This is a genomic window from Bradyrhizobium sp. SRL28, from assembly GCF_018596315.1.
GTDB lineage: Bacteria > Pseudomonadota > Alphaproteobacteria > Rhizobiales > Xanthobacteraceae > Bradyrhizobium.
Genome location: NZ_JAHEAG010000007.1, coordinates 169,378 through 195,705, shown reverse-complemented (window position 1 = coordinate 195,705; position 26,328 = coordinate 169,378). Strand labels below are relative to the sequence as shown.

22 protein-coding genes are annotated in these 26,328 nt (G+C 63.1%); 9 read left to right on the top strand and 13 right to left on the bottom strand.

Annotated features, from left to right (window positions below):
- Window positions 1–24 precede the first annotated feature (24 nt).
- The 5 genes from KIP88_RS18085 to KIP88_RS18065 form a co-directional block, all read right to left on the bottom strand.
- On the bottom strand, window positions 25–1,041 hold the full coding sequence (locus KIP88_RS18085; protein WP_214489287.1) for a branched-chain amino acid ABC transporter permease: 1,017 nt from the start codon (window positions 1,039–1,041) through the stop codon (window positions 25–27).
- Window positions 1,042–1,043: 2 nt separating this feature from the next.
- On the bottom strand, window positions 1,044–1,922 hold the full coding sequence (locus KIP88_RS18080) for a branched-chain amino acid ABC transporter permease (RefSeq protein ID WP_214489286.1): 879 nt from the start codon (window positions 1,920–1,922) through the stop codon (window positions 1,044–1,046).
- Window positions 1,923–1,933: 11 nt separating this feature from the next.
- Window positions 1,934–2,647: an ABC transporter ATP-binding protein gene (locus tag KIP88_RS18075; RefSeq protein ID WP_214489284.1), complete on the bottom strand. Its 714-nt coding sequence runs from the start codon at window positions 2,645–2,647 to the stop codon at window positions 1,934–1,936.
- Window positions 2,647–3,441, bottom strand: a complete 795-nt coding sequence (locus tag KIP88_RS18070; RefSeq protein WP_214489282.1) for an ABC transporter ATP-binding protein — start codon at window positions 3,439–3,441, stop codon at window positions 2,647–2,649. The genes KIP88_RS18075 and KIP88_RS18070 overlap by 1 nt, the downstream gene beginning before the upstream one ends.
- A gap of 69 nt (window positions 3,442–3,510) precedes the next feature.
- A complete protein-coding gene (locus KIP88_RS18065; RefSeq protein WP_214489280.1) occupies window positions 3,511–4,377 on the bottom strand; it encodes an IclR family transcriptional regulator in 867 nt (288 codons plus the stop codon).
- Between the two features lie 182 nt (window positions 4,378–4,559).
- Here KIP88_RS18065 and KIP88_RS18060 point away from each other — a divergent pair, with 182 nt between their 5' ends.
- From KIP88_RS18060 to KIP88_RS18030, 7 genes are all read left to right on the top strand, one after another.
- Window positions 4,560–6,656 (top strand): 3-hydroxyacyl-CoA dehydrogenase NAD-binding domain-containing protein, encoded by a 2,097-nt coding sequence (locus tag KIP88_RS18060; RefSeq protein WP_214489278.1) that lies wholly within the window; start codon window positions 4,560–4,562, stop codon window positions 6,654–6,656.
- A 148-nt stretch (window positions 6,657–6,804) separates the two neighbouring features.
- A complete protein-coding gene (pimA, locus tag KIP88_RS18055; RefSeq protein WP_214489276.1) occupies window positions 6,805–8,496 on the top strand; it encodes a dicarboxylate--CoA ligase PimA in 1,692 nt (563 codons plus the stop codon).
- A 180-nt stretch (window positions 8,497–8,676) separates the two neighbouring features.
- Window positions 8,677–9,867, top strand: a complete 1,191-nt coding sequence (gene pimC, locus KIP88_RS18050; RefSeq protein ID WP_214489275.1) for a pimeloyl-CoA dehydrogenase large subunit — start codon at window positions 8,677–8,679, stop codon at window positions 9,865–9,867.
- Window positions 9,868–10,058: 191 nt separating this feature from the next.
- Window positions 10,059–11,201, top strand: coding sequence for a pimeloyl-CoA dehydrogenase small subunit (gene pimD, locus KIP88_RS18045; RefSeq protein ID WP_214489274.1), 1,143 nt, complete (start codon window positions 10,059–10,061; stop codon window positions 11,199–11,201).
- Between the two features lie 148 nt (window positions 11,202–11,349).
- A complete protein-coding gene (locus tag KIP88_RS18040) occupies window positions 11,350–12,123 on the top strand; it encodes an SDR family NAD(P)-dependent oxidoreductase (RefSeq protein WP_214489272.1) in 774 nt (257 codons plus the stop codon).
- Between the two features lie 216 nt (window positions 12,124–12,339).
- Window positions 12,340–13,839, top strand: coding sequence for a glycerol kinase GlpK (gene glpK, locus KIP88_RS18035; RefSeq protein WP_214489271.1), 1,500 nt, complete (start codon window positions 12,340–12,342; stop codon window positions 13,837–13,839).
- A gap of 5 nt (window positions 13,840–13,844) precedes the next feature.
- Window positions 13,845–14,438, top strand: a complete 594-nt coding sequence (locus KIP88_RS18030) for a GNAT family N-acetyltransferase (protein ID WP_214489270.1) — start codon at window positions 13,845–13,847, stop codon at window positions 14,436–14,438.
- A gap of 162 nt (window positions 14,439–14,600) precedes the next feature.
- Here KIP88_RS18030 and KIP88_RS18025 read toward each other — a convergent pair whose 3' ends face one another.
- Entirely contained in the window at window positions 14,601–15,230 is a 630-nt protein-coding gene (locus KIP88_RS18025; RefSeq protein WP_214489269.1) for a hypothetical protein, read from the bottom strand.
- Window position 15,231: 1 nt separating this feature from the next.
- A complete protein-coding gene (locus tag KIP88_RS18020; RefSeq protein WP_214489268.1) occupies window positions 15,232–15,645 on the bottom strand; it encodes a DUF6636 domain-containing protein in 414 nt (137 codons plus the stop codon).
- Between the two features lie 166 nt (window positions 15,646–15,811).
- On the opposite strand from KIP88_RS18020, the gene KIP88_RS18015 reads away from it, so the two are divergent.
- Window positions 15,812–16,441: a glutathione S-transferase family protein gene (locus KIP88_RS18015; RefSeq protein ID WP_214489267.1), complete on the top strand. Its 630-nt coding sequence runs from the start codon at window positions 15,812–15,814 to the stop codon at window positions 16,439–16,441.
- Between the two features lie 102 nt (window positions 16,442–16,543).
- On the opposite strand, the gene KIP88_RS18010 is transcribed toward KIP88_RS18015, so the two are convergent.
- The 4 genes from KIP88_RS18010 to metF all read right to left on the bottom strand — a co-directional run bounded on the left by KIP88_RS18010 (window position 16,544) and on the right by metF (window position 22,963).
- Window positions 16,544–17,104, bottom strand: a complete 561-nt coding sequence (locus tag KIP88_RS18010; protein ID WP_214489266.1) for a group 1 truncated hemoglobin — start codon at window positions 17,102–17,104, stop codon at window positions 16,544–16,546.
- Between the two features lie 228 nt (window positions 17,105–17,332).
- The gene (maiA, locus tag KIP88_RS18005; RefSeq protein ID WP_214489265.1) at window positions 17,333–17,992 is read right to left on the bottom strand and encodes a maleylacetoacetate isomerase; all 660 of its coding nucleotides are present in this window, start codon (window positions 17,990–17,992) and stop codon (window positions 17,333–17,335) included.
- Window positions 17,993–18,174: 182 nt separating this feature from the next.
- Window positions 18,175–22,044, bottom strand: a complete 3,870-nt coding sequence (gene metH / locus KIP88_RS18000; protein WP_214489393.1) for a methionine synthase — start codon at window positions 22,042–22,044, stop codon at window positions 18,175–18,177.
- 4 nt (window positions 22,045–22,048) lie between these two features.
- The gene (metF, locus tag KIP88_RS17995) at window positions 22,049–22,963 is read right to left on the bottom strand and encodes a methylenetetrahydrofolate reductase [NAD(P)H] (protein ID WP_214489264.1); all 915 of its coding nucleotides are present in this window, start codon (window positions 22,961–22,963) and stop codon (window positions 22,049–22,051) included.
- 382 nt (window positions 22,964–23,345) lie between these two features.
- Between metF and KIP88_RS17990 the strand changes: the two genes are divergently transcribed.
- Window positions 23,346–24,365, top strand: coding sequence for an LLM class flavin-dependent oxidoreductase (locus KIP88_RS17990; RefSeq protein ID WP_214489263.1), 1,020 nt, complete (start codon window positions 23,346–23,348; stop codon window positions 24,363–24,365).
- Between the two features lie 131 nt (window positions 24,366–24,496).
- On the opposite strand, the gene KIP88_RS17985 is transcribed toward KIP88_RS17990, so the two are convergent.
- Both KIP88_RS17985 and KIP88_RS17980 read right to left on the bottom strand, forming a co-directional pair.
- Window positions 24,497–25,357 (bottom strand): prephenate dehydratase, encoded by an 861-nt coding sequence (locus tag KIP88_RS17985; protein ID WP_214489261.1) that lies wholly within the window; start codon window positions 25,355–25,357, stop codon window positions 24,497–24,499.
- 21 nt (window positions 25,358–25,378) lie between these two features.
- A complete protein-coding gene (locus KIP88_RS17980) occupies window positions 25,379–26,119 on the bottom strand; it encodes a 3-deoxy-manno-octulosonate cytidylyltransferase (protein WP_214489260.1) in 741 nt (246 codons plus the stop codon).
- Between the last annotated feature and the right edge of the window lie 209 nt (window positions 26,120–26,328).

Below are 26,328 nucleotides of genomic sequence, written 5' to 3'. Positions count from 1 at the left end.
CTCCTGAGTTTGTTCTTTAGGTTCTTAGTTCTTCTTGAGTTTGCCGAGCATTTGCTGGGCAACCATTGCTACTTGCCTTGCGCCGTGCGGCACGAGGAAGATGACGAGGAACAGAAGCACGCCAAATACGGCGCCGGAGAGGCCTTTGGAGATGTGCTCGGCGATATTCGGCACGAAGATGATGAAGGCCGAACCGACGATCGATCCCGGCAGCCAGCCGACGCCGCCGACCACCATGCCGAGGAACAGCGAGATCGCGAGCGTGATGGTGTAGCCGTCGGGGGCGACGAACTGCACTGCGATGGCGCCGAGACCGCCGGCAACGCCGGTGATGCCGGCCGAGACGCCGAACGCCAGCGTCTTGTACAGCGCGACGTCGACGCCCATCGCGGAGGCCGCGATCTCATTGTCGCGGATCGCCATGAAGGCGCGGCCCGAGCGCGATTTCAGCAGGTTGACCGAGGCGATGTAGATCCCGATCGAGACCACGAGCGTGAAATAATACAGCCACCTGTCCTGCGATATCGGCAGGCCGAACGGCGCATCGGGCTTGGTTACGACCAGTCCCTGCACGCCGCCGGTCCAGTGCTCGAAGAAGCCGAGCTTCAGCAACTGCGGCATGGCCACCGCCAGCGCAAAGGTCGCCAGCGCCAGATAGATGCCACTCAAACGCAACGCCGGCTGACCGAACAAGAACCCGAAGCCAAAGCAGATAATGCCGGCAACGGGTAATGTCAGAGCGTAGTTTACGCCCATATGCTCCATCAGAATGGCGGAGGTGTAAGCTCCGACCGCATAGAACGCGCTTTGGCCCAGCGAAAACTGGCCGCTGCCGCCGGTCAGGATGTTCAGCGCCAGAACCGCCAGCGCGTAGATCAGCAACATCGTTAGCTGGAAGACGAAGAAATTCTTCAAGAACATCGGTACGATGATCAACAACGCCAGCACCACGAGCGAGGTGCCGTAGCCCAGCGTCATGGCTCTCTTTGGCACGGCTTCGACCGCCGGTGCTTCGTTTGCGGCTTCCTCAACTGCGCTCATGATCAAACTCGCTTCACGATGGGCCGGCCAAACAGGCCCGCCGGTTTGAGAACCAATACGGTGATGATCAGCGCAAGCGCGATCGGCAGTTTCAACTCGTTACCGACGCCGGGAATGTAGGTTCCGGCGAGATTCTCGAACACGCCGACCAGGAAGCCCCCAACCACTGCTCCGAGCGGACTGGTGAGGCCGCCCAGGACGGCGGCGGCAAATCCGTAGATCAGCACGCCGCCCATCATGTTGGGCTCCAGGAACACCACCGGCGCAATCAGAATGCCCGCGATCGCGCCGATGGCAGATGCCATGCCCCAGCCCAGCGCGATCATCCACGACGTGTTGATGCCGACCAGCCGTGCCGATTCCGGCATCGCCGCGGCCGCGCGCATGGCAAGACCGATTCGCGTGAACTGAAAGAACAGATAGAGCAGGATCAACAGTCCCACCGTGACGCCGATCATGCCGGCCTGATGGGTCGAGATCAGCTGGCTGCCGAGGAACGGCGAGGACCCGAACGGGGTCGGGTACTGCTTGATGGTGAAGTCCCAGATCAGCCCCGCAACGCTGTTGACGATCGCAAACAAGGCGATGAAACCGGCGACGTTGGTCAGAACCGGCGCCTTGGCGAGCGGCTTGAACAGCAACCGCTCGATGATGATGCCGCCGGCAAAGGAGATGATCAGCGTGGCGAGGAAGGCCCACCAGTAAGGGATGCCCCACTGCATCAGCTGCCAGGAAATGAAGGTCGAGAACATCGCCATTTCGCCCTGGGCGAAATTCAGATGGTCGATCGCCTGATAGATCATCACGACGGCGAGCGCCATACAGGCATAAATCGCGCCCGTGGCGATGCCGGCCAGGACCTGGTTGGTAAAAAGCTCCATTGTCCTGCTCCTCAGTAGCCGAGATAGGATTTGCGGACGTCTTCGTTATTCGCGATGTCCTTGGCGTTGCCCGACATCACGATCCGTCCGGTTTCGATCACATAGGCCTGGTCAGCGAGTTCAAGCGCCAGTTGCGCGTTCTGCTCCACCACCAGGATGGTGACCTTCTCCTCACGGTTGATCTTGCCGAGGATCTTGAACAACTCGCGCACGATCAAGGGCGCCAAACCGAACGACGGCTCGTCCAGCAGCATCAGCCGTGGACGCAGCATCAGCGCGCGTGCGACCGCGAGCATCTGCTGCTCGCCGCCCGACAGCGTGCCCGCCTGCTGGGTGTGGCGTTCCTTCAGCACCGGGAAGTGCTCGTACATGCGCTCGATGTCGGTAACCACGGCCTTCTTGTTGTTGCGCGTGATGGCGCCGAGCTGCAGGTTTTCCTCCACCGTCATGGTGGTGAAGGTGCCGCGGCCCTGCGGCACATGCGCGATGCCGAGGCGAACGACGTTTTCGGTTGATTTGCCGGAGAGCGGCTTGCCTTCGAACTCGATCGCGCCGGTGGAGCGCACCATGTTGCAGATCGCCCGCAAGGTGGTGGTCTTGCCGGCGCCGTTGGCCCCTAACAGCGTGGTTAGGCTGCCCTCGTTGAGGGAGAAGCTGAGGCCATGAAGCGCCTGGACCTGGCCGTAATAGGCGCGAAGATCCTTGATGTTGAGCATCGCGGTCATTAGTCCTTGCTCCCCAGATAGGCTTTGATGACATCCGGGTCGGCCTGGACCTGGGCCGGTGTTCCCTCGGCAAGCTTGCGGCCGAAGTTGAGCGCGACGACGTGGTCGGCGATCGACATCACCAGACCCATGTGATGTTCGACCAGCAGCACGGTCATATGGCGCTCGTCGCGAATGCGCTTGATCAGATCGCCGAGCACATGGACTTCTTCGTGGTTGAGGCCGCCGGCGGGTTCGTCGAGCAGCAGGATCTTTGGATCTGCGGCGAGTGCGCGCGCGAGTTCGACGCGCTTCTGGGTGCCGAAGGGCAGGCCGGAGACCACCGTGTGGGCGACGTCATTGAGATCCAGATAGTCGAGGATCTCATGGACCTTCTTGTTGATCTCGGCCTCGAGGCGGCGGACTTTGCCGAGCTTCAGCGAGTCGCTGACGATGTCGCTGGTGGTGCGGGAATGCGTGCCGACGCGAACGTTGTCGAGCACCGACAGATTGGGAAACAGCGCGACGTTCTGGAAGGTGCGGCCGATGCCGATTTCGGCGATCCGGTGCGGCGGACGCGTCAGGATGCTCGCGCCCTCCATCAGGATATCGCCGGAGCTCGGCTGATAGAGTCGGGAGAGACAGTTGAACAACGTCGTCTTGCCGGCGCCGTTCGGGCCGATCAGGCCGAGGATTGCACCTTTGTGCATGTCGAAGGATACGCCATTCAGCGCGATGATACCGCCGAACACGACGCTGACGTCGCGAACCGCAAGCAGGGGAGCATTTCCCTGCGCGAGCTGTGCCTGCGTCATCTCGTCTCGCCCGCCCTGATCACGGAGCGGGAATGACCGGGCGAATGTTTTCGCCGGTCATGGTGAAAGCTATCTGATCCCCTCGGCCAAACGTGCAACTTTCCCTCCTGCTTTCAACTTCTTGTTTTCTGTTTTTTTGGATTGCGGTGCTGCGCCGCCCAGCGCCGCCTCGATTTTCCTTACCATCGTGACAAGGCGAGGTCCAATGTCGGCCATCAAGCGCTCTTCCGTGAAGCGGAATGCCGGCGCGCCGCAATTGAAGGCATACGGCCCGGTTCCGTCATTGAGCTTCAGCGCCACTCCCACCGCGTGCACGTCGTTCTGCCATTCGCCTGCAGAAATCGCGAACCCGTGTTTCGCCACCGTTTCGCCCGAGCGTTCGATGCCGTCGCGCATCCGTGCCCATCGGCTACCGTAATGGTCGCGCAGGTCACGCAATAAAGAGGCGCGTTCGTCGTCGGGCAGTGCCCAGATATAGGCACGTCCCATCGCCGAAGTCGCAATCGGTACGCGCGAACCGACGTCGAGCTGTACGCCGAGCGTCAGCCCGTTACGGCTCTGCCCGAAATAGATCATGCTGTGACGGTCGCGCCCGCCGACGGCGACGGCGCCGCCGGTCTCGCGCATCAGTTCTTCACGATAGGGTTCGGACAAATGCCGAACGCCGAGATTGGCAAGGGCGGCATACCCCAGCGCCATGGCTGATGGTGCGAGCTGATACTTCTCGAAGCGCGGAACGGGTGTAAGATAACCCAGTTTGGTCAGGGTGTAGGTCAGCCGGGAAATGGTTGGCTTCGGCAAATTGGTACGGGCAGCGAGTTCTTGATTGCCGAGCAGTCCGTCGTTGGGATGAAATGCGCGCAACACATCAAGTCCGCGGGAAAGCGCGACGACGAAGCTGCGATCAGTCGCCACCTTTTTCCCTGGACGCTTCATTACCCGCTACTGCTGATGAGCTCGTTGACAAGGGACGTGCTTCAAAATAACCCTCCGTGTCAAGATGTGGAATTAAATTTCGCAGTGCGAAATTAGCGAAATCGATCCGTAGCTACTCAACGCAAGTCGAGTGGCATCCAAGAACAAACGATCCAGAGAACAAACGATCCAGGGAGAGTCCCGTGAGCGAAGTGGTAAAACTCGAGCGTCAAGACGTCATCGCCATCGTCACGGTCAACAGTCCTCCCGTCAACGCGCTGAGCGCCGCGGTGCGCGGCGGTATCTTCGAGTGCATGAAGAGCGCGATTGCGGACGCCGAAGTTAAGGCAATCGTGCTGACCTGCGCGGGTCGCACCTTCATCGCCGGCGCCGACATCACCGAATTCGGCAAGCCGCCGAAGCCGCCCGGCCTCGCCGAAGTACTTGTCCTGATGGAGAACTCGCCGAAGCCGATCATTGCCGCCATTCACGGCACCGCGCTCGGCGGTGGCCTCGAAGTCGCTCTGGCATGCCACTATCGCGTCGCGACCAAGGAAGCGAAGCTTGGCCTGCCCGAAGTGAAGCTCGGCCTTCTGCCCGGCGCTGGCGGCACGCAGCGTCTGCCGCGCGCGGTCGGTCCGGAACTTGCGGTCAAGATGATCGTCAGCGGCGATCCGATCAGCGCAGCGGAAGCCCTGAAGAACGGCCTGATCGAGGAAATCGTTGAAGGTCCGGCCGCCGGCGGCGTGGCCTTTGCCCTCCACGTGCTCGCGGAGAAGCGCCCTCTGCGCAAGCTGCGCGATGACGACTCCAAGCTCGCTGCCGCCAAGGCCGACATCTCCATCTTCACCAATGCGGTCGCCGCGCTGACCAAGAAGGCGCGCGGGCTCGAAGCGCCGTTCGCGGCGGCAGATGCCGTGCGCGCCGCGATCGAGCTGCCGTTCGACGAAGGGTTGAAGAAGGAGCGCGAAGGTTTCCTCAAGCTGGTCTCAAGCGACCAGTCCAAGGCGCAGCGCTACGCTTTCTTCTCCGAGCGCGAAGCCGCCAAGATCGCCGGCGTGCCGGAGGGCACCAAGCCGCGTCCGGTCGAGCGCGTCGCCATCATCGGCGCCGGCACCATGGGCGGCGGTATCGCGATGTCGTTCGCCAATGCCGGTATCCCGGTGACGCTGATCGAGACCGGCGAAGAGCAGCTCAAGCGCGGCCTGGGCGTGATGCAGAAGAACTACGAGGCGACTGCCGCGCGCGGCGGCATCCCCGCGGATGCCCCGGCCAAGCGCATGGGCCTGATCACGGGCGTGGTCGGCCTGGAGAACGTTAGGGATGCTGACCTGGTGATCGAGGCCGTGTTCGAAACCATGGCGGTGAAGAAGGAAGTGTTCGAGGCGCTCGACAAGCACGCCAAGCCGGGCGCGGTGCTGGCCTCCAACACCTCGTATCTCAACATCGACGAGATCGCGAAGGTTACAAAACGTCCGCAGGACGTGCTCGGCATGCACTTCTTCTCGCCGGCCAACGTCATGAAGCTGTGCGAGATCGTGCGCGCCGACAAGACCGCGCCGGACGCGCTGACCACCGCCGTCTCGATCGCGCGCAAGATCGCAAAGGTGCCGGCCGTGGTCGGCGTCTGTGACGGCTTTGTCGGCAACCGCATGCTGTCCCAGCGCGGCAAGCAGTCCGAAAAGCTGTTGTTCGAGGGCGCGCTGCCGCAGCAGGTCGACGCCGTGGTGACGAAGTTCGGCATGCCGATGGGCCCGTTCGCGATGAGCGATCTCGCCGGCCTCGATATCGGCTGGCGTTCGCGAAAGGACCGCGGCATCAAGTCGGAAATCGCCGACGCGCTGTGCGAGGCCGGCCGCTTCGGCCAGAAGACCGGCAAGGGCTACTACAAGTATGAAGCCGGCTCCCGCGCGGCGTTGCCGGATCCGGAAGTCGAAAAGCTGATCGACGAGACCTTGCAGCGCCTCGGCCGCAAGAAGCGCGTCGTCAGCGACGACGAGATCCTGGAGCGCATGATGTATCCGATGATCAACGAGGGTGCGCGCATCCTCGAAGAGAACATCGCGGCGCGTCCGAGCGATATCGACGTGATCTGGCTCTATGGCTACGGCTGGCCGATCTATCGCGGCGGCCCGATGTTCTATGCCGACCAGGTCGGGCTCAAGCACATCGCCGATCGTCTCTCCTATTACGCCAAGGAGACCAACGATCCCTCGCTCGAACCGGCGCCGCTGCTCAAGCGTCTGGCCGCGGAGGGCAAGACCTTTGCGTCGCTGGCCGAGAAATCGAAGGCGGCTTGATGGGTCGGGACGCCCACTCAGTGAGGTTTCGGGGCGCGCGCAGCGCGAACCTTGGTGCGCCGGTGCGCACCAAGGAGCCTCGAGATTCCGAGTTCGCTCGCTGGTCGCGAGCGCCCCGGAGTGAAGAGGGCATTTTCTGAAAGCGCGCATGACCCATTCCGGCGAACAATTCTATCCGCAAGGCGTCCGCTGGGACGATCCGATCGCGCGTGGCACGCTACCGGATCTGCTCTCGGAGGCCGCCGCTGAGTTCGGCTCGCGCCCCGCCATCGAATTCCGCGACCGGCCGATCAGCTACAGCGAACTCGAGGCACTGGTGGAGGCAGCGGCCAGTGCTTTTCTGCGCGCGGGCTACGGCAAGAACAGTTCGATCGCGCTATTCCTCGGCAATTCGCCGGATCATCCGGTTAATTTCTTCGGTGCGCTAAAGGCCGGTGCGCGCGTCGTGCATCTCAGCCCGCTCGACGGAGAGATCGCGCTGTCGCACAAGCTCACCGACTCCGGCGCGCGCATCATCGTCACCAGCAATCTGTCGGCGCTGCTGCCGACCGCGCTGAAACTCCTCGACAAGGGCCTGCTCGACAGGCTGATCGTCTGCGAGGACGACGACTGGGGCGAGATCGGCACGCCGCAGGCGCCGCTGCCGAATAATCCCGCCATCATCACCTACCGGCAGTTCGTTGGAGGGGTCAGCAGGCCGGCCGCCTGGCCTGCCATCGACGTGGATGACGTTGCCCTGCTGCAATATACTGGCGGTACCACAGGCCTGCCGAAGGGTGCCATGCTCAGCCACGGCAATCTCACCTCGGCCGTGTCGATCTACGACATCTGGGGTAGGCCGGAGCGGCTCAAGCGCAACGCGATCGAGCGGGTGATCTGCGTGCTGCCGCTGTTCCACATCTTTGCGCTCACGGTGGTGATGCTCTCCTCGCTCCGCCGCGGCAATCTGGTCTCGCTGCACCAGCGCTTCGACGTCGAGGCCGTGATGCGCGATATCGAGGCCAAGCGCGCCACCATTTTTCCCGGCGTGCCCACGATGTGGATCGCCATCGCCGCGCTGCCCGATCTCGACCAACGCGATTTCTCGTCGCTGCGCAGCGCTGGCTCGGGCGGCGCGCCGCTGCCGATGGAAGTCGCAAGGATTTTTGAGTGCAAGGTCGGCATGAAGCTGAGGAGCGGCTGGGGCATGACCGAGACGTCCCCGGCCGGCACTGCGCATCCGGAGGATGGGCCGGACAAGCCGGGTTCGGTCGGGGTGATGCTGCCCGGCATCGAGATCGATGTGGTGTCGCTGGACGATCCGACAAAGGTGCTGGCCGTCGGCGAGACCGGCGAAATCCGCATCAGGGGGCCGAACGTCACCAAGGGCTACTGGAACAAGCCGAAGGAAACCGCCGAAGCCTTTGTCGGCGACCGCTTCCTCACCGGCGACATCGGCTACATGGAGACCGATGGCTATTTCTATCTGGTCGACCGCAAGAAGGACATGATCATCTCGGGCGGCTTCAACGTCTATCCGCAGATGATCGAGCAGGCGATCTATACGCATCCTGCGGTGCAGGAGGTGATCGTGATCGGCATCCCGGACGATTACCGTGGCGAGGCCGCAAAAGCCTTCATCAAGCTGCGCGATGGCGCCAAACCCTTCCCACTGGATGAGCTGCGCGCGTTCCTGACCGGCAAGCTCGGCAAGCACGAGCTCCCCGCCGCGGTCGACTTCCTTGACGAACTGCCGCGCACGGCGGTCGGAAAATTGTCGCGCCACGAACTCCGCGTGCAGCAGGAGCCGGCGCAGGGCGCGCCATCGAAACAACAAGCCGTATCAGGAGACCGTTCCTAAACTCCGCCGTCGTCCCGGCCTTGAGCCGGGACCCATACGCCGCGGCCCCGGCTTGGGGCACATGGGGAGACGGCTTTGCCAGTTATAGAAGCCGGTGGTTATGGGTCCCTGCGTTCGCAGGGACGACGAAACAGGGAATTCGCGTTACTTAAGAATCTAATTCGCTCACAGGAGGATCCGATGGATCTCGCTTTCAGCAAGGAAGAAATCGCGTTTCGTGAGGAGGTGAGAGCCTTCTTCCGGGACAACGTGCCGCCGGAGACGCGGCGCAAGATGGTGGAGGGGCGTCACCTCTCCAAGGACGAGATGGTCGCCTGGTGGCGCATCCTCAACAAAAAGGGGTGGGGCGTCTCGCACTGGCCGAAGGAATATGGCGGAACGGGGTGGACCTCCGTGCAGCACTACATCTTCAACGAAGAGCTGCAGATGCACCCCGCGCCCGCGCCGCTCGCCTTCGGCGTCAGCATGGTCGGCCCGGTCATCTACACCTTCGGCAATGAGAAGCAGAAGCAGCAGTATCTGCCGCGCATCGCCAGCGTCGACGACTGGTGGTGTCAGGGCTTCTCCGAGCCCGGCTCCGGATCGGATCTTGCCTCGCTGAAGACCAAGGCCGAGCGCAAGGGCGACAAGTACATCATCAACGGCCAGAAGACCTGGACCACGCTGGCCCAGCACGCCGACATGATCTTCTGCCTGTGCCGCACCGACACCAATGCGAAGAAGCAGATGGGCATCTCCTTCATCGTGTTCGACATGAAGTCGAAGGGCGTCACCGTGCGCCCGATCGAGACCATCGACGGCGGCCGTGAGGTCAACGAAGTGTTCTTCGACGACGTCGAGGTGCCGATCGAGAATCTGATCGGCGAGGAGAACAAGGGCTGGGACTACGCAAAGTTCCTGCTCGGCAACGAGCGCACCGGCATTGCGCGCGTCGGCGTCTCCAAGGAGCGGCTGCGCCGCATCAAGGACCTCGCCTCCAAGGTCGAACAGAACGGCAAGCCCGTGATCGAGGATCAGGGCTTCCGCGAGAAACTCGCGGCCTGCGAGATCGAGCTCAAGGCGCTCGAACTCACGCAGCTCCGCGTCGTCGCCGACGAGGGCAAGCACGGCAAGGGCAAGCCCAACCCAGCGTCTTCGGTGCTGAAGATCAAGGGTTCGGAGATCCAGCAGACCACCACCGAACTTCTGATGGAAGTGATCGGCCCGTTCGCCGCGCCCTACGACGTGCATGGCGATGACGGCTCCAACGAGACCATGGACTGGACCGCCCAGATCGCGCCGAGCTACTTCAACAACCGCAAGGTTTCGATCTACGGCGGCTCCAACGAGATCCAGCGCAACATCATCACCAAGGCGGTGCTGGGGCTGTAGTCCCACCACGACAACACCTGTCGTCCCCCGCCTTGTGCGCAATTGCGCAATGGGGCGGGGGACCCAGTACGCCGCGGCGGCTATACTTACGGCAGGCGCCTGCGATTACTGGATCCCCGCATTCGCGGGGATGACGACGGAGATCTCGGCAACGGCGTTGCCCGAATTGAATTCTGGAGAAAGTAACGAACATGGATTTTGATTTGTCCGAGGAGCAGCGCCTTCTCAAGGAAAGCATCGACGGTCTGTTGACCGACTCCTACGATTTCGATGCGCGCAAGAAGTATCAGAAGGAAAAGGGCGGCTGGAGCAAGGCCGTCTGGGGCAAGCTCGCCGAGCAGGGCCTGCTGGGCCTGCCGTTCGCCGAAGACGATGGCGGCTTTGGCGCCGGTGCGGTCGAGACCATGATCGTGATGGAGGCGCTCGGCAAGGCGCTGGTGCTGGAGCCGTATCTCGCCACCGTGGTGATCGGCGGCGGCTTCCTGCGCCATGGCGGCTCGGCCGAGCAGAAAGCCGCGCACATCCCCGGCATCATCGACGGCAGCAAGACCTTTGCGTTCGCGCAGCTCGAAAAGAATTCGCGCTACGACCTCGGCGATGTCGCAACCACCGCCAAGAAGAAGGGCGCGGGCTGGGTCATCGACGGTGAAAAGTTCGTCGTGCTCAACGGCGAGAACGCCGACACCCTGATCGTGACCGCGCGCACGAAAGGCGCTCAGCGCGACAAGACTGGCATCGGCGTGTTCATCGTGCCGGCAAACGCCAAGGGCGTCACCCGCAAGGGCTATCCGACCCAGGACGGCCTCCACGCGGCTGATATCACCTTCACCGGCGTCGAGGTCGGCGCAGATGCTGCGATCGGCGATCCCGAGAACGGCCTGCCGCTGATCGAGCGCGTGGTCGACGAGGCCCGCACCGCGATGTGCGCGGAAGCGGTCGGCGCAATGGATGAATCGCTGAAGAGCACGGTCGAATATCTCAAGACCCGAAAACAGTTCGGCGTGCCGATTGGCAGCTTCCAGACCTTGCAGCACCGCGCTGCCGACATGTTCGTCGCGCTGGAGCAGGCCCGCAGCATGTCGATGTTCGCGACCATGGCGGCCGATTTCGACAGCGCCAAGGAGCGTGCGACCGCGGTCGCCGCCGCCAAGGTGCAGATCGGCAAATCAGGCAAGTTCATCGGTCAGCAGTCGATCCAGCTTCACGGCGGCATCGGCATGACCCAGGAAGCCAAGATCGGCCACTACTTCAAGCGGCTGACCATGATCGAAAACACCTTTGGCGACACCGACTACCACCTCCGCCGCGTTACGGATGCGGGTGGGCTGGTGTAAGCCACATCGTCATTGCGGGGCGACAATGTTGCCCCGTCATTGCGAGCGAAGCGAAGCAATCCATGGCTCCGCAAGGGGATAGATGGATTGCTTCGTCGCTTGCGCTCCTCGCAATGACGCGGAGGGAACGAGTCAGGAATCAACAACAGTGAAAAACACCCCGTTCGATCTCACCGGAAAAGTCGCCGTCATCACCGGCTCCAGCCGCGGCATCGGCCGTTCTTCCGCCGAACTGCTCGCCAAACTCGGCGCAAAGGTCGTGATCTCCAGCCGCAAGGCCGATGCCTGCCACGAAGTCGCTGATGGCATCAAGAAAGCGGGCGGCGACGCGCATGTCATTCCCTGCAACATATCGCGCCGCGAGGAAGTCGAGGCGTTGATCGCAGGGACCACCAAGCATTACGGCAAGGTCGACATCCTCGTCTGCAACGCTGCGGTGAACCCCTACTACGGCCCGCTGCTCGACATCAAGGACGAGGCCTTCGACAAGATCATGGGCAGTAACGTCAAGAGCAACATCTGGCTCTGCGCGCTGGCGATCCCGCAGATGGCTGAGCGAGGCAACGGCTCGGTGGTGATCATCTCCTCTATCGGCGGCCTGCGCGGCTCGACCGTGATCGGCGCCTACGGCATTTCGAAAGCGGCTGATTTCGCGCTGTGCCGCAGTCTCGCCGGCGAATGGGGCCCGAAAGGCGTCCGCGTCAATTGCGTGGCGCCGGGTCTGGTCAAGACCGATTTCGCCAAGGCGCTGTGGGAAGATCCGGAAATGCTCAAGCGCCGCACCGCGGGCACGCCGCTGCGAAGGATCGGCGAACCCGACGAAATCGCCGGCGCGGTGGCGTATCTCGCCTCCGACGCCTCGACCTTCATGACCGGCCAGACGATTGTGGTCGACGGTGGCGTGACCACAGCGTCGACGTGATCTGTCGTCCCTGCGAACGCAGGGACCCATACCGCGTTGTGCTCTGGATTGAAACGAGGTGGCAGACGATCTTCGCCAAATGAACGGCGGTGGTTATGGGCCCCTGCTTTCGCAGGGGCGACGACGGAGATGGCAGGGACGACAGCAAGATATTGACCTTCGCCCCCCAATCGGATTGCCTCTTGTGCAACCAAAACCTCCCGGGGAAGCAACGTCATGTCCTTTGTGCTGGCCATCGATCAGGGCACCACGTCCTCACGCGCCATCGTGTTCCGCAGCGACATTTCCATCGCCGCCACGGCGCAGCAGGAGTTTCCGCAGCATTTCCCGGCGTCCGGCTGGGTCGAGCACGAGCCGGAGGACATCTGGACCTCGACGGTGACGGTCTGCCGCGAGGCGCTGGAGAAGGCGGGCCTCAAGGCCAAGGACATCGCCGCGATCGGCATCACCAACCAGCGCGAGACCACTGTCGTGTGGGACCGCGCGACGGGGCAGGCGGTGCACCGCGCCATTGTCTGGCAGGACCGCCGCACATCAGACATCTGCGCCAAATTGAAGGGCGAAGGGCACGAGCCCACGATTTCGGCCAAGACCGGTCTCATTATCGATCCCTATTTCTCCGGAACGAAAGTCGCCTGGATCCTCGACCACGTCCCCGGCGCGCGCGATCGCGCCGCGCGCGGCGAGCTGATGTTCGGCACCGTCGATTGCTATCTGTTGTGGCGGCTGACCGGCGGCAAGGTGCACGCGACCGACGCCACCAACGCCTCGCGCACGCTGTTGTTCAACATCCACACCGGCGAATGGGACGATGAGCTCTTAAAGCTGCTGCGCGTGCCGCGCTCGATGCTGCCGGAGGTGAAAGACTCCTCCGCCAAATTCGGCGATAGCGACGCCAGCCTGTTCGGTGGCTCAATCGCGATTTCAGGCATCGCGGGTGACCAGCAGGCCGCGACCATCGGCCAGGCCTGCTTCACACCGGGCATGATCAAGTCGACCTACGGTACCGGCTGTTTTGCACTGCTCAACACCGGCACCACGCCGGTCGCCTCGAAGAACAAGCTGCTCACCACCATCGCCTATCAATTGAACGGCAAACGCACCTATGCGCTGGAGGGCTCGATCTTCGTCGCAGGAAGCGCCGTGCAATGGCTGCGCGATGGCCTCGGCATCATCAAGCAGGCGTCCGAGACCGGCCCGCTCGCCGACAAATCCGATTCCATGCAGAGCGTCTACCTGGTGCCCGCCTTCGTCGGCCTCGGCGCACCCTACTGGAATCCCCGCGTCCGCGGTGCGCTGTTCGGCCTGACCCGCAACACCGGCCCGGCTGAGCTGGCGCACGCCGCGCTCGAAAGCGTCTGCTACCAGACCTTCGATCTCCGCGAGGCGATGCGCGCCGACTGGCCGGGGGAGAAAGCCGCCAACGTGCTGCGCGTCGACGGCGGCATGACCGCCTCCGACTGGACCATGCAGCGCCTCGCCGATCTGCTCGACGCCCCGGTCGACCGTCCGATGATCCAGGAAACCACGGCGCTAGGGGCCGCCTATCTCGCCGGGCTACAGGCCGGCGTTTATCCCGAGCCCGCAAAGTTCGCCGACAACTGGCGGCTGGAGCACCGCTTCAAGCCGAACATGAGCAAGGCGACGCGCGAGCGCAAGCTTGCGGGGTGGGCGCGGGCGGTGAAGGGTGTGCTGGCGAGTGACGAGGGGGAGTAGGGCGGATGATCTTGCCCGACGGTTACTCCGACGTCCCTGCCGGCAAGATCGCCGCAATCGTCACGCATCTGGAAATGGCAGCGCGCCCCGCGCTGCGTCCCGATCCCGCGGGCTTGTGGTCGCTACGCCGGGTCGATGTTCCCTCGCTCGACTGGTTTCGCGATCTCTATCGCCGCGTCGGCGAGGAGTGGCTGTGGATTTCAAGGATACGGATGCCCGACGCCGAATTGGCCGCGATCATTCAATCGCCGCTGGTGGAGATCTACGCGCTGGCGCATGAGGGGCGCGACGAAGGCTTGCTCGAACTGGATTTGCGCGAGCCCGGGCAATGCGAATTCGTCTCTTTCGGGGTCACCGAAAAATTTGTTGGAACCGGCGCCGGACGCTGGCTGATGAACCGCGCGCTGGAACTCGCATGGTCGCGGCCGGTCACGCGCGTCTGGCTGCACACCTGCACCTTCGATCATCCTGCCGCGCTCGCCTTCTACCAGCGTTCGGGTTTTCGCGCCTTCCGGCGGCAGGTCGAAGTGGTCAACGATCCGCGGCTCGATGGCACAGTGCCGCGTGGTGTCGCGAGGCATGTGCCGGTGATTGAGTGATGCACAAAAGCGTCTTCACCCTCCGCCGTCATCCCCGCGTAGTGCGCAATTGCGCACGGGGGGCGGGGATCCAGTATTCCAGAGCAGTTGCGATAGAGCCGAGATGCCGCGGCATACTGGATACTCCGCCTTCGCGGAGTATGACGCAGTGTGCTTGGGGCCTCAGCTCGGCAGTTCGTATGGTGCCAGCCGCCACAAGCGCTCTGGCAGCGGTTGAATGGAAGGCGGTGCAAGCTCTCCATAGCTGGAGCGCAACGGAAGGTCTGGCTTCCAGAAATGGATCACGAACACCACGCGATATTGTTTGACGTCCGGCAGCTTACTCTTCCGGTCGTGTTCAAGCAGCTTCTCGCCGTCGGACGTGAGGAACTTCTCGTTCCAGGCGACTTGCCAAAAGCTCTCGGCCTGAGATGGATCAGGTTGAACAAACGCGCCGACGTCGAAATTCGTGTCGGGATTGCTGACCAGCACCTCAAGCATCGCCGCATCATCCATGTGGTGACGAAGGTGGTCTTCCCACTCTTTTCGATCTTCGTCGGTAAACGGGTGAAGCGCGTCTCCTCGACCCAATCGGCGAAACAAAGCCTTGTGCTCTTCTGAGAAATTGGCCGGGTCGTGGAATGCAATCTTTTCCCGGATAAACCGCGAATACGCTTCCTTGTCGGCGCTTAGTGAATACAGGCCGATGACCTTCAGAGAGGGGGATTTGTCAGCTTCCATTCCAACTTGTGCCTGCGCAAGCCCGATCATTAGCGGCAACATGAACAATATCGATATGAACCGGAGCTTCACTCTAAAACACCTCCTGCCTCGCCCGCGCCAGCGAGAACCCGCGACGATCAGCGTTGAAGCACGTCACGCCCGCTTGCTCCGACTTGCACGTAAACCCGCCGCGCTGCCACACCTCGCCATAGCCAAGCACCGGCAGCGATTTGTCCATCACGGTGTCGCCGTGGCAGAGGCGCGTGGCGGCGCCCTTGGCGTTCATCTCGAAGGCGCCGCCGTAATCGAGGTCGCAATCGGCGGGCCGCCGCGGCTTTGTTTCCATCGCGCTGATATCGCAGCGGAGTATGTTCTGCTTGTCGTAGTCGAAATACTGGCAGGCGATGTTTTTCGATGGCGACTGGAAACCGGCGGGAGCGGTTTGGGCGTGTGCCGAATATGAAGTGATGATGAGTAATCCGACGAGAATTAGCAGATGTCGCATACGTTTGACTCCCATCGTCATCACCCGCGAAAGCGGGTGATCCAGTATTCCAGAGCCAGCGGTGATAAAATCGACAGGCCGCAGCGTACTGGATACCCCGCTTTCGCGGAGTATGACAGTCCGTTACACTGACGATCCGTCCGCCTCGAAGAGTGTTGATTCTAAAATGATCCTGATCGGCCAATACGACTCCCCCTTCGTCCGCCGCGTCGCCATCGCCATGCGGCTCTATGATATCGCCTTCGAGCACAAGCCGTGGTCGACCTTCGGCGATGCCGACAAGATCGCACCCTATAATCCGCTGCGACGGGTGCCGACGCTGGTGCTGGACAGCGGCGAGGCGCTGATCGAGAGCGCCATGATCCTGGATTACGTCGACGATCGCGTCGGCCCGGAGAAGGCGATGATCGCGCGCAGCGGCGAGGCGCGCTGGCAGCACTTAAGGATTTGCGCGCTGGCGATGGGACTCGGCGACAAGGGCGTCAGCCTGCTTTACGAGCGCGTGCTGCGGAAGGAGAAGCAGCTCGACCTCTGGGTCGAGCGCTGCAAGTCGCAAATCGCGGGCGTGCTGGAGATGCTGGAAAAGGAGCGCGCGGCGGTCAAGACGCCGTATTGGTCCGGCGAAAGCATCGGCCATGCCGATATCGCGGTCGCCTGCGTGCTGCGCTTCACCGGCGAGGCGCATCCCGCGCTGTTCGACGCGCGCTATCCGGCGCTGAAGGCGCATTCCGAGCGCTGCGAGGCGCTGCCGCCGTTCCAGGAAATCGTGCAGCCGCTGGCGCCGCCGAAGGGGTGAGGTGGCGCAGCGGCACGCAGCTTGATCGATCACCGTTGGCGTATGGCTGGCGATCCCGCCCGCCCGCTGCTGGCTTGGCGGGATCGTCCGGACACACGAGCCTCAGCCGCGCTTGGTGGCCGCGACGTAGCCCGCGGTGACTTCGTCCTTGTGAGCGGCGAAGGCTGCCAGCACTTCGGCCTTCTCGCGCTTCGGGACTTTGGCGAAATCCAGCGACCGTCCGAGTTCCGCTGCGACCTCGTCGAATTCTGCCGGTGAGATTCGCAAGTCGCGGTGGGCCTCCTCGAGGCCGAGCGGCGTCGTGCCGGGCTTGGTGGCCGTGAACTGGAACGGTCCGCCTGAAACATTGCAGACCCACAGGGTCCGCTGGAACTTGAGGCCGGGCAGCCTTGTCAGGTTCTTCGTGTGCCATTCCTTCAGCCGCGGGTTTTTGGACTTCTGACCGACGACAGGGTTCTTCACGACAGCGTCGCTGAAGTGATCCACGACCGCCGCGATGGCGAAGACGCCGCCGAGCCGTTCATACAGGCTCTTGTCAGGCTTGGTTTGCTGGGCCTGAGCGTAAGCATTATTGCCCCCTGCCAACGTCATCGGGGCGGCGGCCAGCGCCAGCCCGGCGACGACGCGTCGTCTGGTAATGGAAGTCGAATGAGCCTTTGCCATTGGGTACCTCCTTGGATGGGATTCGAGCGGCATTGCCGTCCAGTTCGGCATCGTCGGGTGCGAACGGGTGTATCCGCATTGCACGCGTGACGATTTCCTTGCTGCCCATCGGATGCGATTTATGGCGAAAGGTTCCTGACAAAACGGCTCTGGCGGAGATGCGGCAACGTCGTGCCACGCCCTGTTCCCGAAGAGCAGCGATATTCAGCCGGGTAGCGCGTACGGAACTTACGCCTTGGGCCGCATCGCTTCCGGCGTGTCCGGCTGCATCAGCGGATGCGCCTTCGCAAATTCCGGCAGCGCCATCGCGGTCTCGAAGATGCGCTTCACGGTCGGATAGATTTTCAGGTCGATCTGCTGCGTTACTGCGGCAGTGACGTGGCCGACCATGCAGATATCGGCCAGCGTCGGTTGATCGCCATGGCAGAATTTTCCCGTGTCCTTGCCGGCCAGATGCCCCTCGAGCGCCGCCAGCGTCTCGACGGTCCAATGCCGCCGCCATGCCGCCTGCTGCGTGTCGCGCAGGTTGAGTTCGTGGTCGAGATAGCGCCGCACCCGTGGCGTCAGCAGTGGATGGCCTTCGCAGGCGACCATCAACGCCAGCGCACGGACGCGGGCGCGGCCGTTGATATCGGCAGGCAGCAGTGGTGGGGAGGGATATTTCTCGTTGAGATATTCGAGGATGGCGAGCGACTGGAACAGCGTGGTGCCGTCATCTTCGACCAGTGCCGGCAGCGCCATCTGCGGATTGACCTTGCGATACTCGGGATCCCGATGCGCGTTGGCGTCGAGATCGACGAAGATCACCTCGGCCGGCACATTTTTCAGATTGAGCGCGATGCGGACGCGAAAACTCGCCAGCGATCGCCAGAAGGAGAAGAATTTCATGGGAGGGCTCCACGCACTCGTCATGCGCGGGCTTGACCCGCGCATCCATCCATCCCTTCTCGCATAAGAGGAGAAGGGAAGAAAGCTGTAGCCCGGATGGAGCGAAGCGTAATCCGGGACTGCCGCCGCGGATCGATTTTCCCGGATTACGCTTCGCTTCATCCGGGCTACGAATGCCTCGACTAGCCCGCCCCCACCGCCTTCTTCCGCCAAGCCAGATGCACGGCGCAATTGCACCCCGGTGGATGCGAGGTGACGTCGTTGGCCGGTACGACCTCCGCCACCACCGGTGCCGGCTTCGCCGCCGCCGGCTCCTGCACGGGAATATAATTCAGCACCGGCGCCAGCCAGCGCTCGGTCTCGGCGAGGCTCATGCCCTTGCGCGCGGCGTAATCCTCTACCTGATCGCGCTCGATCTTGCCGACGCCGAAATAGAAGCTCTCGGGATGGCTGAAATAAAGCCCCGACACCGAAGAGCCCGGCCACATCGCAAAGCTCTCGGTCAGGACAACGCCGGCCGTGTTCTCCGCATCGAGCAGGCGAAACAGCGTCGCCTTCTCGGTGTGGTCGGGCTGCGCGGGATAGCCGGGCGCCGGGCGGATTCCGGCATATTGCTCGAGGATCAGTTGATCCGCGGCCAGCGCCTCGTCCGGCGCGTAGCCCCAGAATTCCTTGCGGACGCGCTGATGCATCCGCTCGGCGAAGGCTTCGGCCAGGCGATCGGCCAACGCCTTGCACAGGATCGAGGAGTAATCGTCATTGGCGTTCTTGAAGCGGTCGGCGACCGCATCCTCGCCGATTCCGGCGGTGACGACGAAGGCGCCGATATAGTCAGGCACGCCGGACGAAGCGGGCGCGATGAAGTCCGACAGCGCGGCGTTAAAGCGGCCTTCGCGCTTCTCCAGTTGCTGGCGCAGCGTGTGGAAGGTCGCGATTTTCTTCCTGCGGCTGTCGTCGGCATAGACCGCGATATCGTCGCCATCGGCATTGGCCGGCCAGAAGCCGATGGTGGCACGGGCCTTGAACCATTTCTCCTTAACGATGAGATCGAGCATCTTGCGCGCGTCGTCATAGAGTGACCGCGCGACTTCGCCGATCTTGGGATCGTCGAGAATGGCCGGGAAGCGCCCGGTCAATTCCCAGGTCTGGAAGAACGGCGTCCAATCGATGTATTCGGCGAGCTCCGCCAGATCGTAGGCGTCAAAACTCTTGATGCCCAGAAACGCCGGCTTCTTCGGCGGCGTCTTCGCAAAGTCGGTCTTGACCGCGTTGGCGCGGGCGTCCGCCAGCTTGAGCCGCTTCTTGTCGGCCTGCGCGCGGAAATGCGCCGCGGAGATTTTGGCGTATTCGGCGCGGATGTCGGCGGCATAGGCCTCGCGCCGCTCGGGCGAGAGCAGCGAGGACGCCACACCGACGGCGCGGCTGGCGTCGTTGACATGCACCACCGGACCGCCCTTGTAGTTCGGATCGATCTTGACGGCGGTGTGGACGCGGCTGGTGGTGGCGCCGCCGATCAACAGCGGCATCTTCATGCCCTGCCGCTCCATTTCGCCGGCCAGAAAACTCATCTCGTCGAGCGAGGGCGTGATCAGGCCGGACAGCCCGATGATATCGGCGTCTTCTGCCTTCGCGGTCTCGATGATCTTGCTGGCGGGCACCATGACGCCGAGATCGATCACCTCGAAATTGTTACATTGCAGCACGATGCCGACGATGTTCTTGCCGATGTCGTGGACGTCGCCCTTCACGGTCGCGAGCACGATCTTGCCGGCGGCGTTGCGCCCGTCGCCGGTGATGCCATTGGCGAGGTTGCGCGCCTTCTCCTCTTCCATGAACGGCATCAGATAGGCGACCGCCTGCTTCATCACGCGGGCGGACTTCACCACCTGCGGCAGGAACATTTTGCCGTCACCAAAGAGGTCGCCGACGATGTTCATGCCGGCCATCAGCGGGCCTTCGATCACGTTCAGCGGCCGCTCCACCGTCAGCCGCACGGCTTCGGTGTCCGCTTCGATGAATTCGGTGACGCCGTGCACCAGCGCGTGGCTCAGCCGCTTCTCGACCGGCCATTCGCGCCAGGCGAGATCCTGCTCCTTGGTCTGCTTCTCCTTGCCGCGGAATATCTCGGCCAAGGCGAGCAGCCGCTCGGACGCGCCGGGGTCGCGGTTGAGGATGACGTCTTCGCACACCTGCCGCAGTTCGGGATCGATGTCGTCATAAACGATCATCTGCCCGGCATTGACGATGCCCATGTCCATGCCGGCCTTGATGGCATGATAGAGGAACACCGAATGCATGGCCTCGCGCACCGGCTCGTTGCCGCGGAACGAGAACGAGAGATTGGAGACGCCGCCGGAGATGTGCGCATGCGGCAGGTTCTGGCGGATCCAGCGCGTCGCCTCGATGAAGTCGACGCCGTAATTGTTGTGCTCTTCCAGCCCGGTCGCGATCGCAAAGATATTGGGGTCGAAGATGATGTCTTCAGGCGGAAAGCCGACCTGGTCGACCAGGATGTCGTAGGCGCGCTTGCAGATTTCGGTCTTGCGCGCGAACGTATCGGCTTGGCCGACCTCGTCGAACGCCATCACCACGACGGCGGCGCCATGGCGGCGCGCGATCTGGGCCTCGTGGATGAACTTCTCCACGCCTTCCTTCATCGAGATCGAGTTCACCACCGGCTTGCCCTGAACGCATTTCAGGCCGGCTTCGATTACGTTGAATTTCGAGGAGTCGACCATCACGGGCACGCGTGCGATGTCGGGCTCGGCGGCAACGAGATTGAGGAAGGTCACCATCGCGGCTTCGGAGTCGAGCAGGCCCTCGTCCATGTTGACGTCGATGATCTGCGCGCCGTTCTCGACCTGGTCGCGCGCCACCTGAAGGGCGGCGGTGTAATCGCCCGCGGTGACCAGCTTGCGGAATTTCGCCGAGCCCGTGACGTTGGTGCGTTCACCGACGTTCACGAACGGGATCGCCGGCGTCAGTTCGAACGGTTCGAGGCCCGACAGCCGCAGGCGCGGCTCGATCGTGGGGATCGCGCGCGGCTTGTGCGGGGCGACCGCTGCGGCGATCGCCGCGATATGGTCCGGCGTGGTGCCGCAGCAGCCGCCGACGATGTTGACCAGGCCGGACTCGGCGAACTCGCCGATCAGCCGCGCCATGTATTCCGGGCTTTCGTCGTACTGGCCGAACTCGTTGGGAAGTCCGGCGTTCGGATAAGCACAAACCAAGGTATCAGCGACGCGGCCGATGTCGGCAATGTGGGCGCGCAGGTCTTCGGCACCGAGCGCGCAGTTGAAGCCGATGGTGATCGGCTTGGCGTGCCGCACCGAATTCCAGAACGCTTCCGGCAATTGTCCGGACAGCAGCCGGCCGGATTTGTCGGTGATGGTGCCCGAGATCATCACGGGAACGTCGATGCCGCGTTCTTCGGCGATTTCCGAAATCGCATACAGCGCCGCCTTGGCGTTCAGCGTGTCAAAAATGGTTTCGACCAGCAGCAGGTCGGCGCCGCCGTCGAGCAGGCCGTTGATCTGTTCGCCATAGGCCTTGCGCAAATCGTCGAACGTGACGGCGCGATAGCCGGGGTTGGAAACATCAGGCGAGATCGAAGCCGTCCGGTTGGTCGGGCCCAGCGCGCCCGCAACGAAACGCTGTTTGCCGTCCTCGGCGGTAACACGCTCGGCGGCGGCGCGGGCGAGTTTTGCGCCATCAAGGTTGAGTTCGTAGGCGAGATCCGACATGTCGTAGTCGGCCTGCGCGATGGACGTAGAGGAGAACGTGTTGGTCGCGACGATATCGGCGCCCGCGCGCAGGTAATCGGCGTGGATGTCCTCGATCGCCTTCGGCTGCGTCAGGATCAAAAGATCGTTGTTGCCGCGGACATCGCGATGGAAGTCGGCAAAGCGCTCGCCGCGAAACGCGGCCTCGTCATACTGCAGGCCCTGGATCATGGTGCCCATGGCGCCGTCGAGCACCAGGATGCGTTCGCGGGCGGCAGCGAGCAGGGCGGTTCGCTTCGGCGAACCCTTGGGCGAAATCGAAACACTCATCGGATCAGGCGGCTTTCTGCGCGCCATGGGGGCGGATGCCCAGCAAATGGCTGATCGCGAACACGAGGTCCGCGCGGTTCATGGTGTAGAAATGAAAGGTGTCGACGCCGTGCTTGGCGAGTTTTTGCACCTGGCCGGCCGCAACGGTGGCGGCAACCAGCTTGCGGGTCTCGGCGTCGTCGTCGAGGCCTTCGAACTTGTCCGCCAGCCAACCCGGTACCGTCGTGCCCGCGCGCGTCACGAAGCTCCGCGCCTGCTTGAAATTGTGCATCGGCATGATGCCGGGGACGACCGGGATATTGATGCCGCGGGCGCGCACCCGGTCGAGATAACGGAAGTAGAGGTCGTTATCGAAGAACACCTGTGTGATGGCGCGCGTCGCGCCGGCGTCGACCTTGGCCTTCAGCGTGTCGATATCGGCGTCCAGGTCGGGGCTCTCGGGGTGCTTCTCGGGATAGGCCGAGACCGAGATTTCGATATCGGGATAGCGCTTCTTGATACCGGCGATCAGGTCGGGCGAACTCTGGTAGCCGTCGGGATGGGCGTGATAGGCGGTGCCGATGCCGGTGGTGGGATCACCGCGCAGCGCCACGATATGGCGGACGCCGATCTCGTGATAGCGCGCCACCACGTCGTCGATCTCGCCCCTCGGCGCGCCGACGCAGGTCAGATGCGCGGCCGGCGTCAGGCTGGTCTCTTTCAGGATGCGGGCGATGGTCGAATGGGTCCGCTCGCGGGTCGAGCCGCCGGCGCCGTAGGTTACCGAGACGAAATTCGGCGCGAGCGGCGCCAGCCGGTTGATGGTTTCCCACAGGCTGCGCTCCATCTCCTCCGTCTTGGGCGGGAAGAACTCGAACGAGATTTTCGGCGAATGGAGCGCGCGATGGCCATCGAAAGCGGCGGGCGCAACCTCGGTCATGGACTCACAAAGCTCCACAGAATGCACAGGCATCAGGCCTAGCGGCGGTCAGCTAAAATAGGGCAAACGAGGTCGACCAAACAGCCCATCATGGATGGGAAATGGCCCAATATGTGTACATAAATGTAAAGATAATAGCCAATTGAGGGTAGCGGTGGGCAACAGCATATTGCATATTTATACAGTTAAAACAATCTATTAGCGATGATTTGGCTGCTCAAAAGAGCGTCCTGAATGGTGGGCAGATGGATCGTTTATTTGATTTGTCACATTTTGTCCCACTCTGGGTGTGCGTCCCAGCCGCTGCTTTCCCCAGAAGCGCGGACCTGACCTGCGCCAGCCAGGCCTTTGTCGCGCTTCCGCGCCGCACTAGTTTATCGCCATGATCCCGCTTTCAGTCCTCGACCTCTCCGTCGTCACCACAGGCACAAGACCCGCTGCGGCGTTGCAGAACAGCATCGATCTGGCGCGCCATGTCGATGGCCTCGGCTATGTCCGCTACTGGCTTGCCGAGCACCACAATCTGGCCTCGGTGGCGAGCCCCGCGCCCGACCTGATGATCGGGCAGATCGCGGCGGTGACGAACAACATCCGCGTCGGCTCCGGCGGCGTGATGCTGCCCAACCACGCGCCGTTGGTGGTGGCCGAGCGCTTCAAGATGCTGGAGGCGCTGTTTCCCGGCCGCATCGATCTCGGCCTCGGCCGCGCGCCCGGCACCGATGGCGCGACGGCGCATGCGCTGCGCAGCCGGCTCGATCGCCGCGAGGGCGACGATTTTCTCGAACGGCTGAGTGAACTGGTGCTGTGGGAAACCCGCGATTTTCCACCCGGCCATCCCTACAACAATGTGGTGGCGATGCCGGACGATACGCCGCTGCCGCCGATCTGGCTGCTCGGCTCCTCCGACTACTCTTCGGAGCTGGCGGCGCAGGTCGGCATGGGCTTCGCGTTCGCTCATCATTTCGCGTCCTATGACGCGATCGCGGCGATGACGAATTACCGCGGCCACTTCAAGCCGTCCGGCTGGCGCGCCGCGCCGCACGGTATTCTCGCCATCGCAGCGGTCGCCGCCGAAACCGATGCGGAAGCCGAACAGCTCGCCTCCTCGATGGACCTCAACCGCCTGCGCCGCGACCGCGGACAATATCTGCCGCTGCCGAGCGTCGAGGAAGCGCTGGCCTATAACTACAGCGACGCCGAACGCGCCTCGGTGGCGCGCAACCGCTCGCGCCTGTTCGTCGGCAGCCCTGCGACGATCATGGGCAAGCTGCAGCCGATGATCATGGCAAGCCAACCGGATGAATTGATGATCATCACCGCGGTCTACGATCACGACGCGCGGAAGAAGTCGTATAGTCTGTTGGCCGAGGCGTTCGGATTGAACAAGAAGGCTGCCGCATAAAGACTGTCGTCCCTGCGAACGCAGGGACCCATACCGCGTGATCTATCGATAAGACAGTGTGGCTGACGCCGTCGAAAACAATTGCGTTCGGTGGCTATGGGTCCCTGCGTTCGCAGGGACGACGGATGGATTTACTCCGCCTTCTCTGAAAACGTCGCCCGGAACGGATGGCCGGGGTAGACGCCGACGATGCGGAATTCGCGCGAGAAGAACTTCAATTCCTCCAGCGCAAAGGCGAGGCCCTTGTCCTCGGGATGGCCGTCGACGTCGGCATAGAATTGCGTGGCGGAGAATTCGCCGTCGACCATGTAGCTTTCCAGTTTCGTCATGTTGACGCCGTTGGTGGCGAAACCGCCGAGTGCCTTGTAGAGCGCGGCCGGCAGGTTGCGCACCCGGAAGACAAAAGTGGTGACCAGCGGCCCCGAATCCTGGGCGGCCCATTTCTGGTCGCGCGCCAGCACCACGAAGCGCGTGGTGTTGTGAGCCTCGTCCTCGACGTCCTCGACCAGGATATCGAGGCCGTAGATTTTCGCGGCAAGGCGCGAGGCGATCGCGGCAACGCTCTTGTCCTGACGTTCGGAAACGTCGCGCGCGCTGCCGGCGGTATCGGCTGCGACGATCGGCTTGATGCCGAGCTTGCGGATGATGCGGCGGCATTGGCCGAGCGCGTGGACGTGGCTCTCCACGGTCTTGATGTCGGAGAGTTTGGTCCCCTTCGGTGCCATTAGTTGGTGGCGGACCGGCAGAAACCATTCGCCGACGATGAACAGGCCGGACGCCGGCAGCAGATGATGGATATCGGCGACGCGCCCGGCCACCGAATTCTCGATCGGGATCATGCCGAGATCGGCGTCGCCCGAGGAGATCGCCGACAGCGCGTCCTCGAAGGTGGCGCACGGCAACGGCTCGGCGTCGGGATAGGCCTCGACGATGGCGATATGGGAATTGGCGCCAGGCTCGCCCTGGAATGCGATTTTCAGCTTCTTGGTCATGCGGGGCCTTTTAGCAGCCGGTCAGCTATTTGCCAGTATGCGACGGGCGGTTTCGAGGTCGGCCGGGGTGTCGACGCCGCGGGGGACGCTGTCGACGATGGTGATGTCGATCCGCATCCCGGCCTCCAGCGCGCGGAGCTGCTCGAGCTTCTCCTGCTGCTCCAGCGGAGACGGGGGCAGCGCCACGAACCGTTCCAGCGCGGCGCGGCGGTAGGCGTAGAGGCCGATGTGGTGGTAGCGCGGGCCATCGCCATGGGGCGCCGTGGCCCGGGTGAAATAGAGCGCACGCAGCCGGTTCGGGCCGATCGGCGAGCCGACCGCCTTCACCACGCTGGGGGCCTGGTCCTCTTCCTCGGTATGGATCTGCGAGGCCAGCGTCGCGATGTCGACGGTGGGGTCGTCGAGCGGCGGCAGCGCGGCGCGGATGGTGGCCGGCGCGATCGTGGGAAAGTCGCCCTGCAGGTTGACCACAATCTCGGCCTGGCCAGTGGGATCGATCGTCCGCATGGCCTCATGGATCCGGTCGGAGCCGGAGGGATGATCGGCACGGGTCATCACCACCTCGCCGCCGGCAGCCCTCACGGCGGCCGCGATCTCGGGCGTGTCGGTGGCGACCGCCACCCGGCCGATTTTGGCCTCCTCGGCTCGCCGCAGCACGTGGACGATCATCGGCAGGCCGCCGATATCGAGCAGCGGTTTGCCGGGCAGGCGGGTCGCCGCCATGCGGGCGGGAATCAGCACCAGAATGCGGGTTTTGGTCATCCGGAACGAGGTCAGCCGGCAGCAAAAACAGGCCGGAAATAATGGGGGACTGGCGGAAAGTCGGGGCGTTTATACGGGTTGCCAGAGCCCGGGCAAACCGATATCTCAACCCTGCTGAGGGTGCGGCGCGAAAGGCTGATTCCTGACGCGCACCCGCGGCCGTTTTTCCGGCCTTCAGTCGACCTTCCGGCCTGGAGCCTGATGCCACT

Excerpts from the sequence above, each read along its gene's own strand:
- KIP88_RS17980 (WP_214489260.1), bottom strand. The coding sequence starts at position 26,119 with ATGACCAAAACCCGCATTCTGGTGCTGATTCCCGCCCGCATGGCGGCG.
- metH (WP_214489393.1), bottom strand. The coding sequence starts at position 22,044 with ATGAGTGTTTCGATTTCGCCCAAGGGTTCGCCGAAGCGAACCGCCCTG.
- pimA (WP_214489276.1), top strand. The coding sequence starts at position 6,805 with ATGACCCATTCCGGCGAACAATTCTATCCGCAAGGCGTCCGCTGGGAC.
- KIP88_RS18020 (WP_214489268.1), bottom strand. The coding sequence starts at position 15,645 with ATGCGACATCTGCTAATTCTCGTCGGATTACTCATCATCACTTCATAT.
- KIP88_RS17990 (WP_214489263.1), top strand. The coding sequence starts at position 23,346 with ATGATCCCGCTTTCAGTCCTCGACCTCTCCGTCGTCACCACAGGCACA.
- KIP88_RS18080 (WP_214489286.1), bottom strand. The coding sequence starts at position 1,922 with ATGGAGCTTTTTACCAACCAGGTCCTGGCCGGCATCGCCACGGGCGCG.
- KIP88_RS18070 (WP_214489282.1), bottom strand. The coding sequence starts at position 3,441 with ATGACGCAGGCACAGCTCGCGCAGGGAAATGCTCCCCTGCTTGCGGTT.
- KIP88_RS17985 (WP_214489261.1), bottom strand. The coding sequence starts at position 25,357 with ATGACCAAGAAGCTGAAAATCGCATTCCAGGGCGAGCCTGGCGCCAAT.
- KIP88_RS18015 (WP_214489267.1), top strand. The coding sequence starts at position 15,812 with ATGATCCTGATCGGCCAATACGACTCCCCCTTCGTCCGCCGCGTCGCC.
- KIP88_RS18030 (WP_214489270.1), top strand. The coding sequence starts at position 13,845 with ATGATCTTGCCCGACGGTTACTCCGACGTCCCTGCCGGCAAGATCGCC.
- metF (WP_214489264.1), bottom strand. The coding sequence starts at position 22,963 with ATGACCGAGGTTGCGCCCGCCGCTTTCGATGGCCATCGCGCGCTCCAT.
- pimD (WP_214489274.1), top strand. The coding sequence starts at position 10,059 with ATGGATTTTGATTTGTCCGAGGAGCAGCGCCTTCTCAAGGAAAGCATC.
- glpK (WP_214489271.1), top strand. The coding sequence starts at position 12,340 with ATGTCCTTTGTGCTGGCCATCGATCAGGGCACCACGTCCTCACGCGCC.
- KIP88_RS18010 (WP_214489266.1), bottom strand. The coding sequence starts at position 17,104 with ATGGCAAAGGCTCATTCGACTTCCATTACCAGACGACGCGTCGTCGCC.
- KIP88_RS18065 (WP_214489280.1), bottom strand. The coding sequence starts at position 4,377 with ATGAAGCGTCCAGGGAAAAAGGTGGCGACTGATCGCAGCTTCGTCGTC.
- KIP88_RS18075 (WP_214489284.1), bottom strand. The coding sequence starts at position 2,647 with ATGACCGCGATGCTCAACATCAAGGATCTTCGCGCCTATTACGGCCAG.
- pimC (WP_214489275.1), top strand. The coding sequence starts at position 8,677 with ATGGATCTCGCTTTCAGCAAGGAAGAAATCGCGTTTCGTGAGGAGGTG.
- maiA (WP_214489265.1), bottom strand. The coding sequence starts at position 17,992 with ATGAAATTCTTCTCCTTCTGGCGATCGCTGGCGAGTTTTCGCGTCCGC.
- KIP88_RS18085 (WP_214489287.1), bottom strand. The coding sequence starts at position 1,041 with ATGAGCGCAGTTGAGGAAGCCGCAAACGAAGCACCGGCGGTCGAAGCC.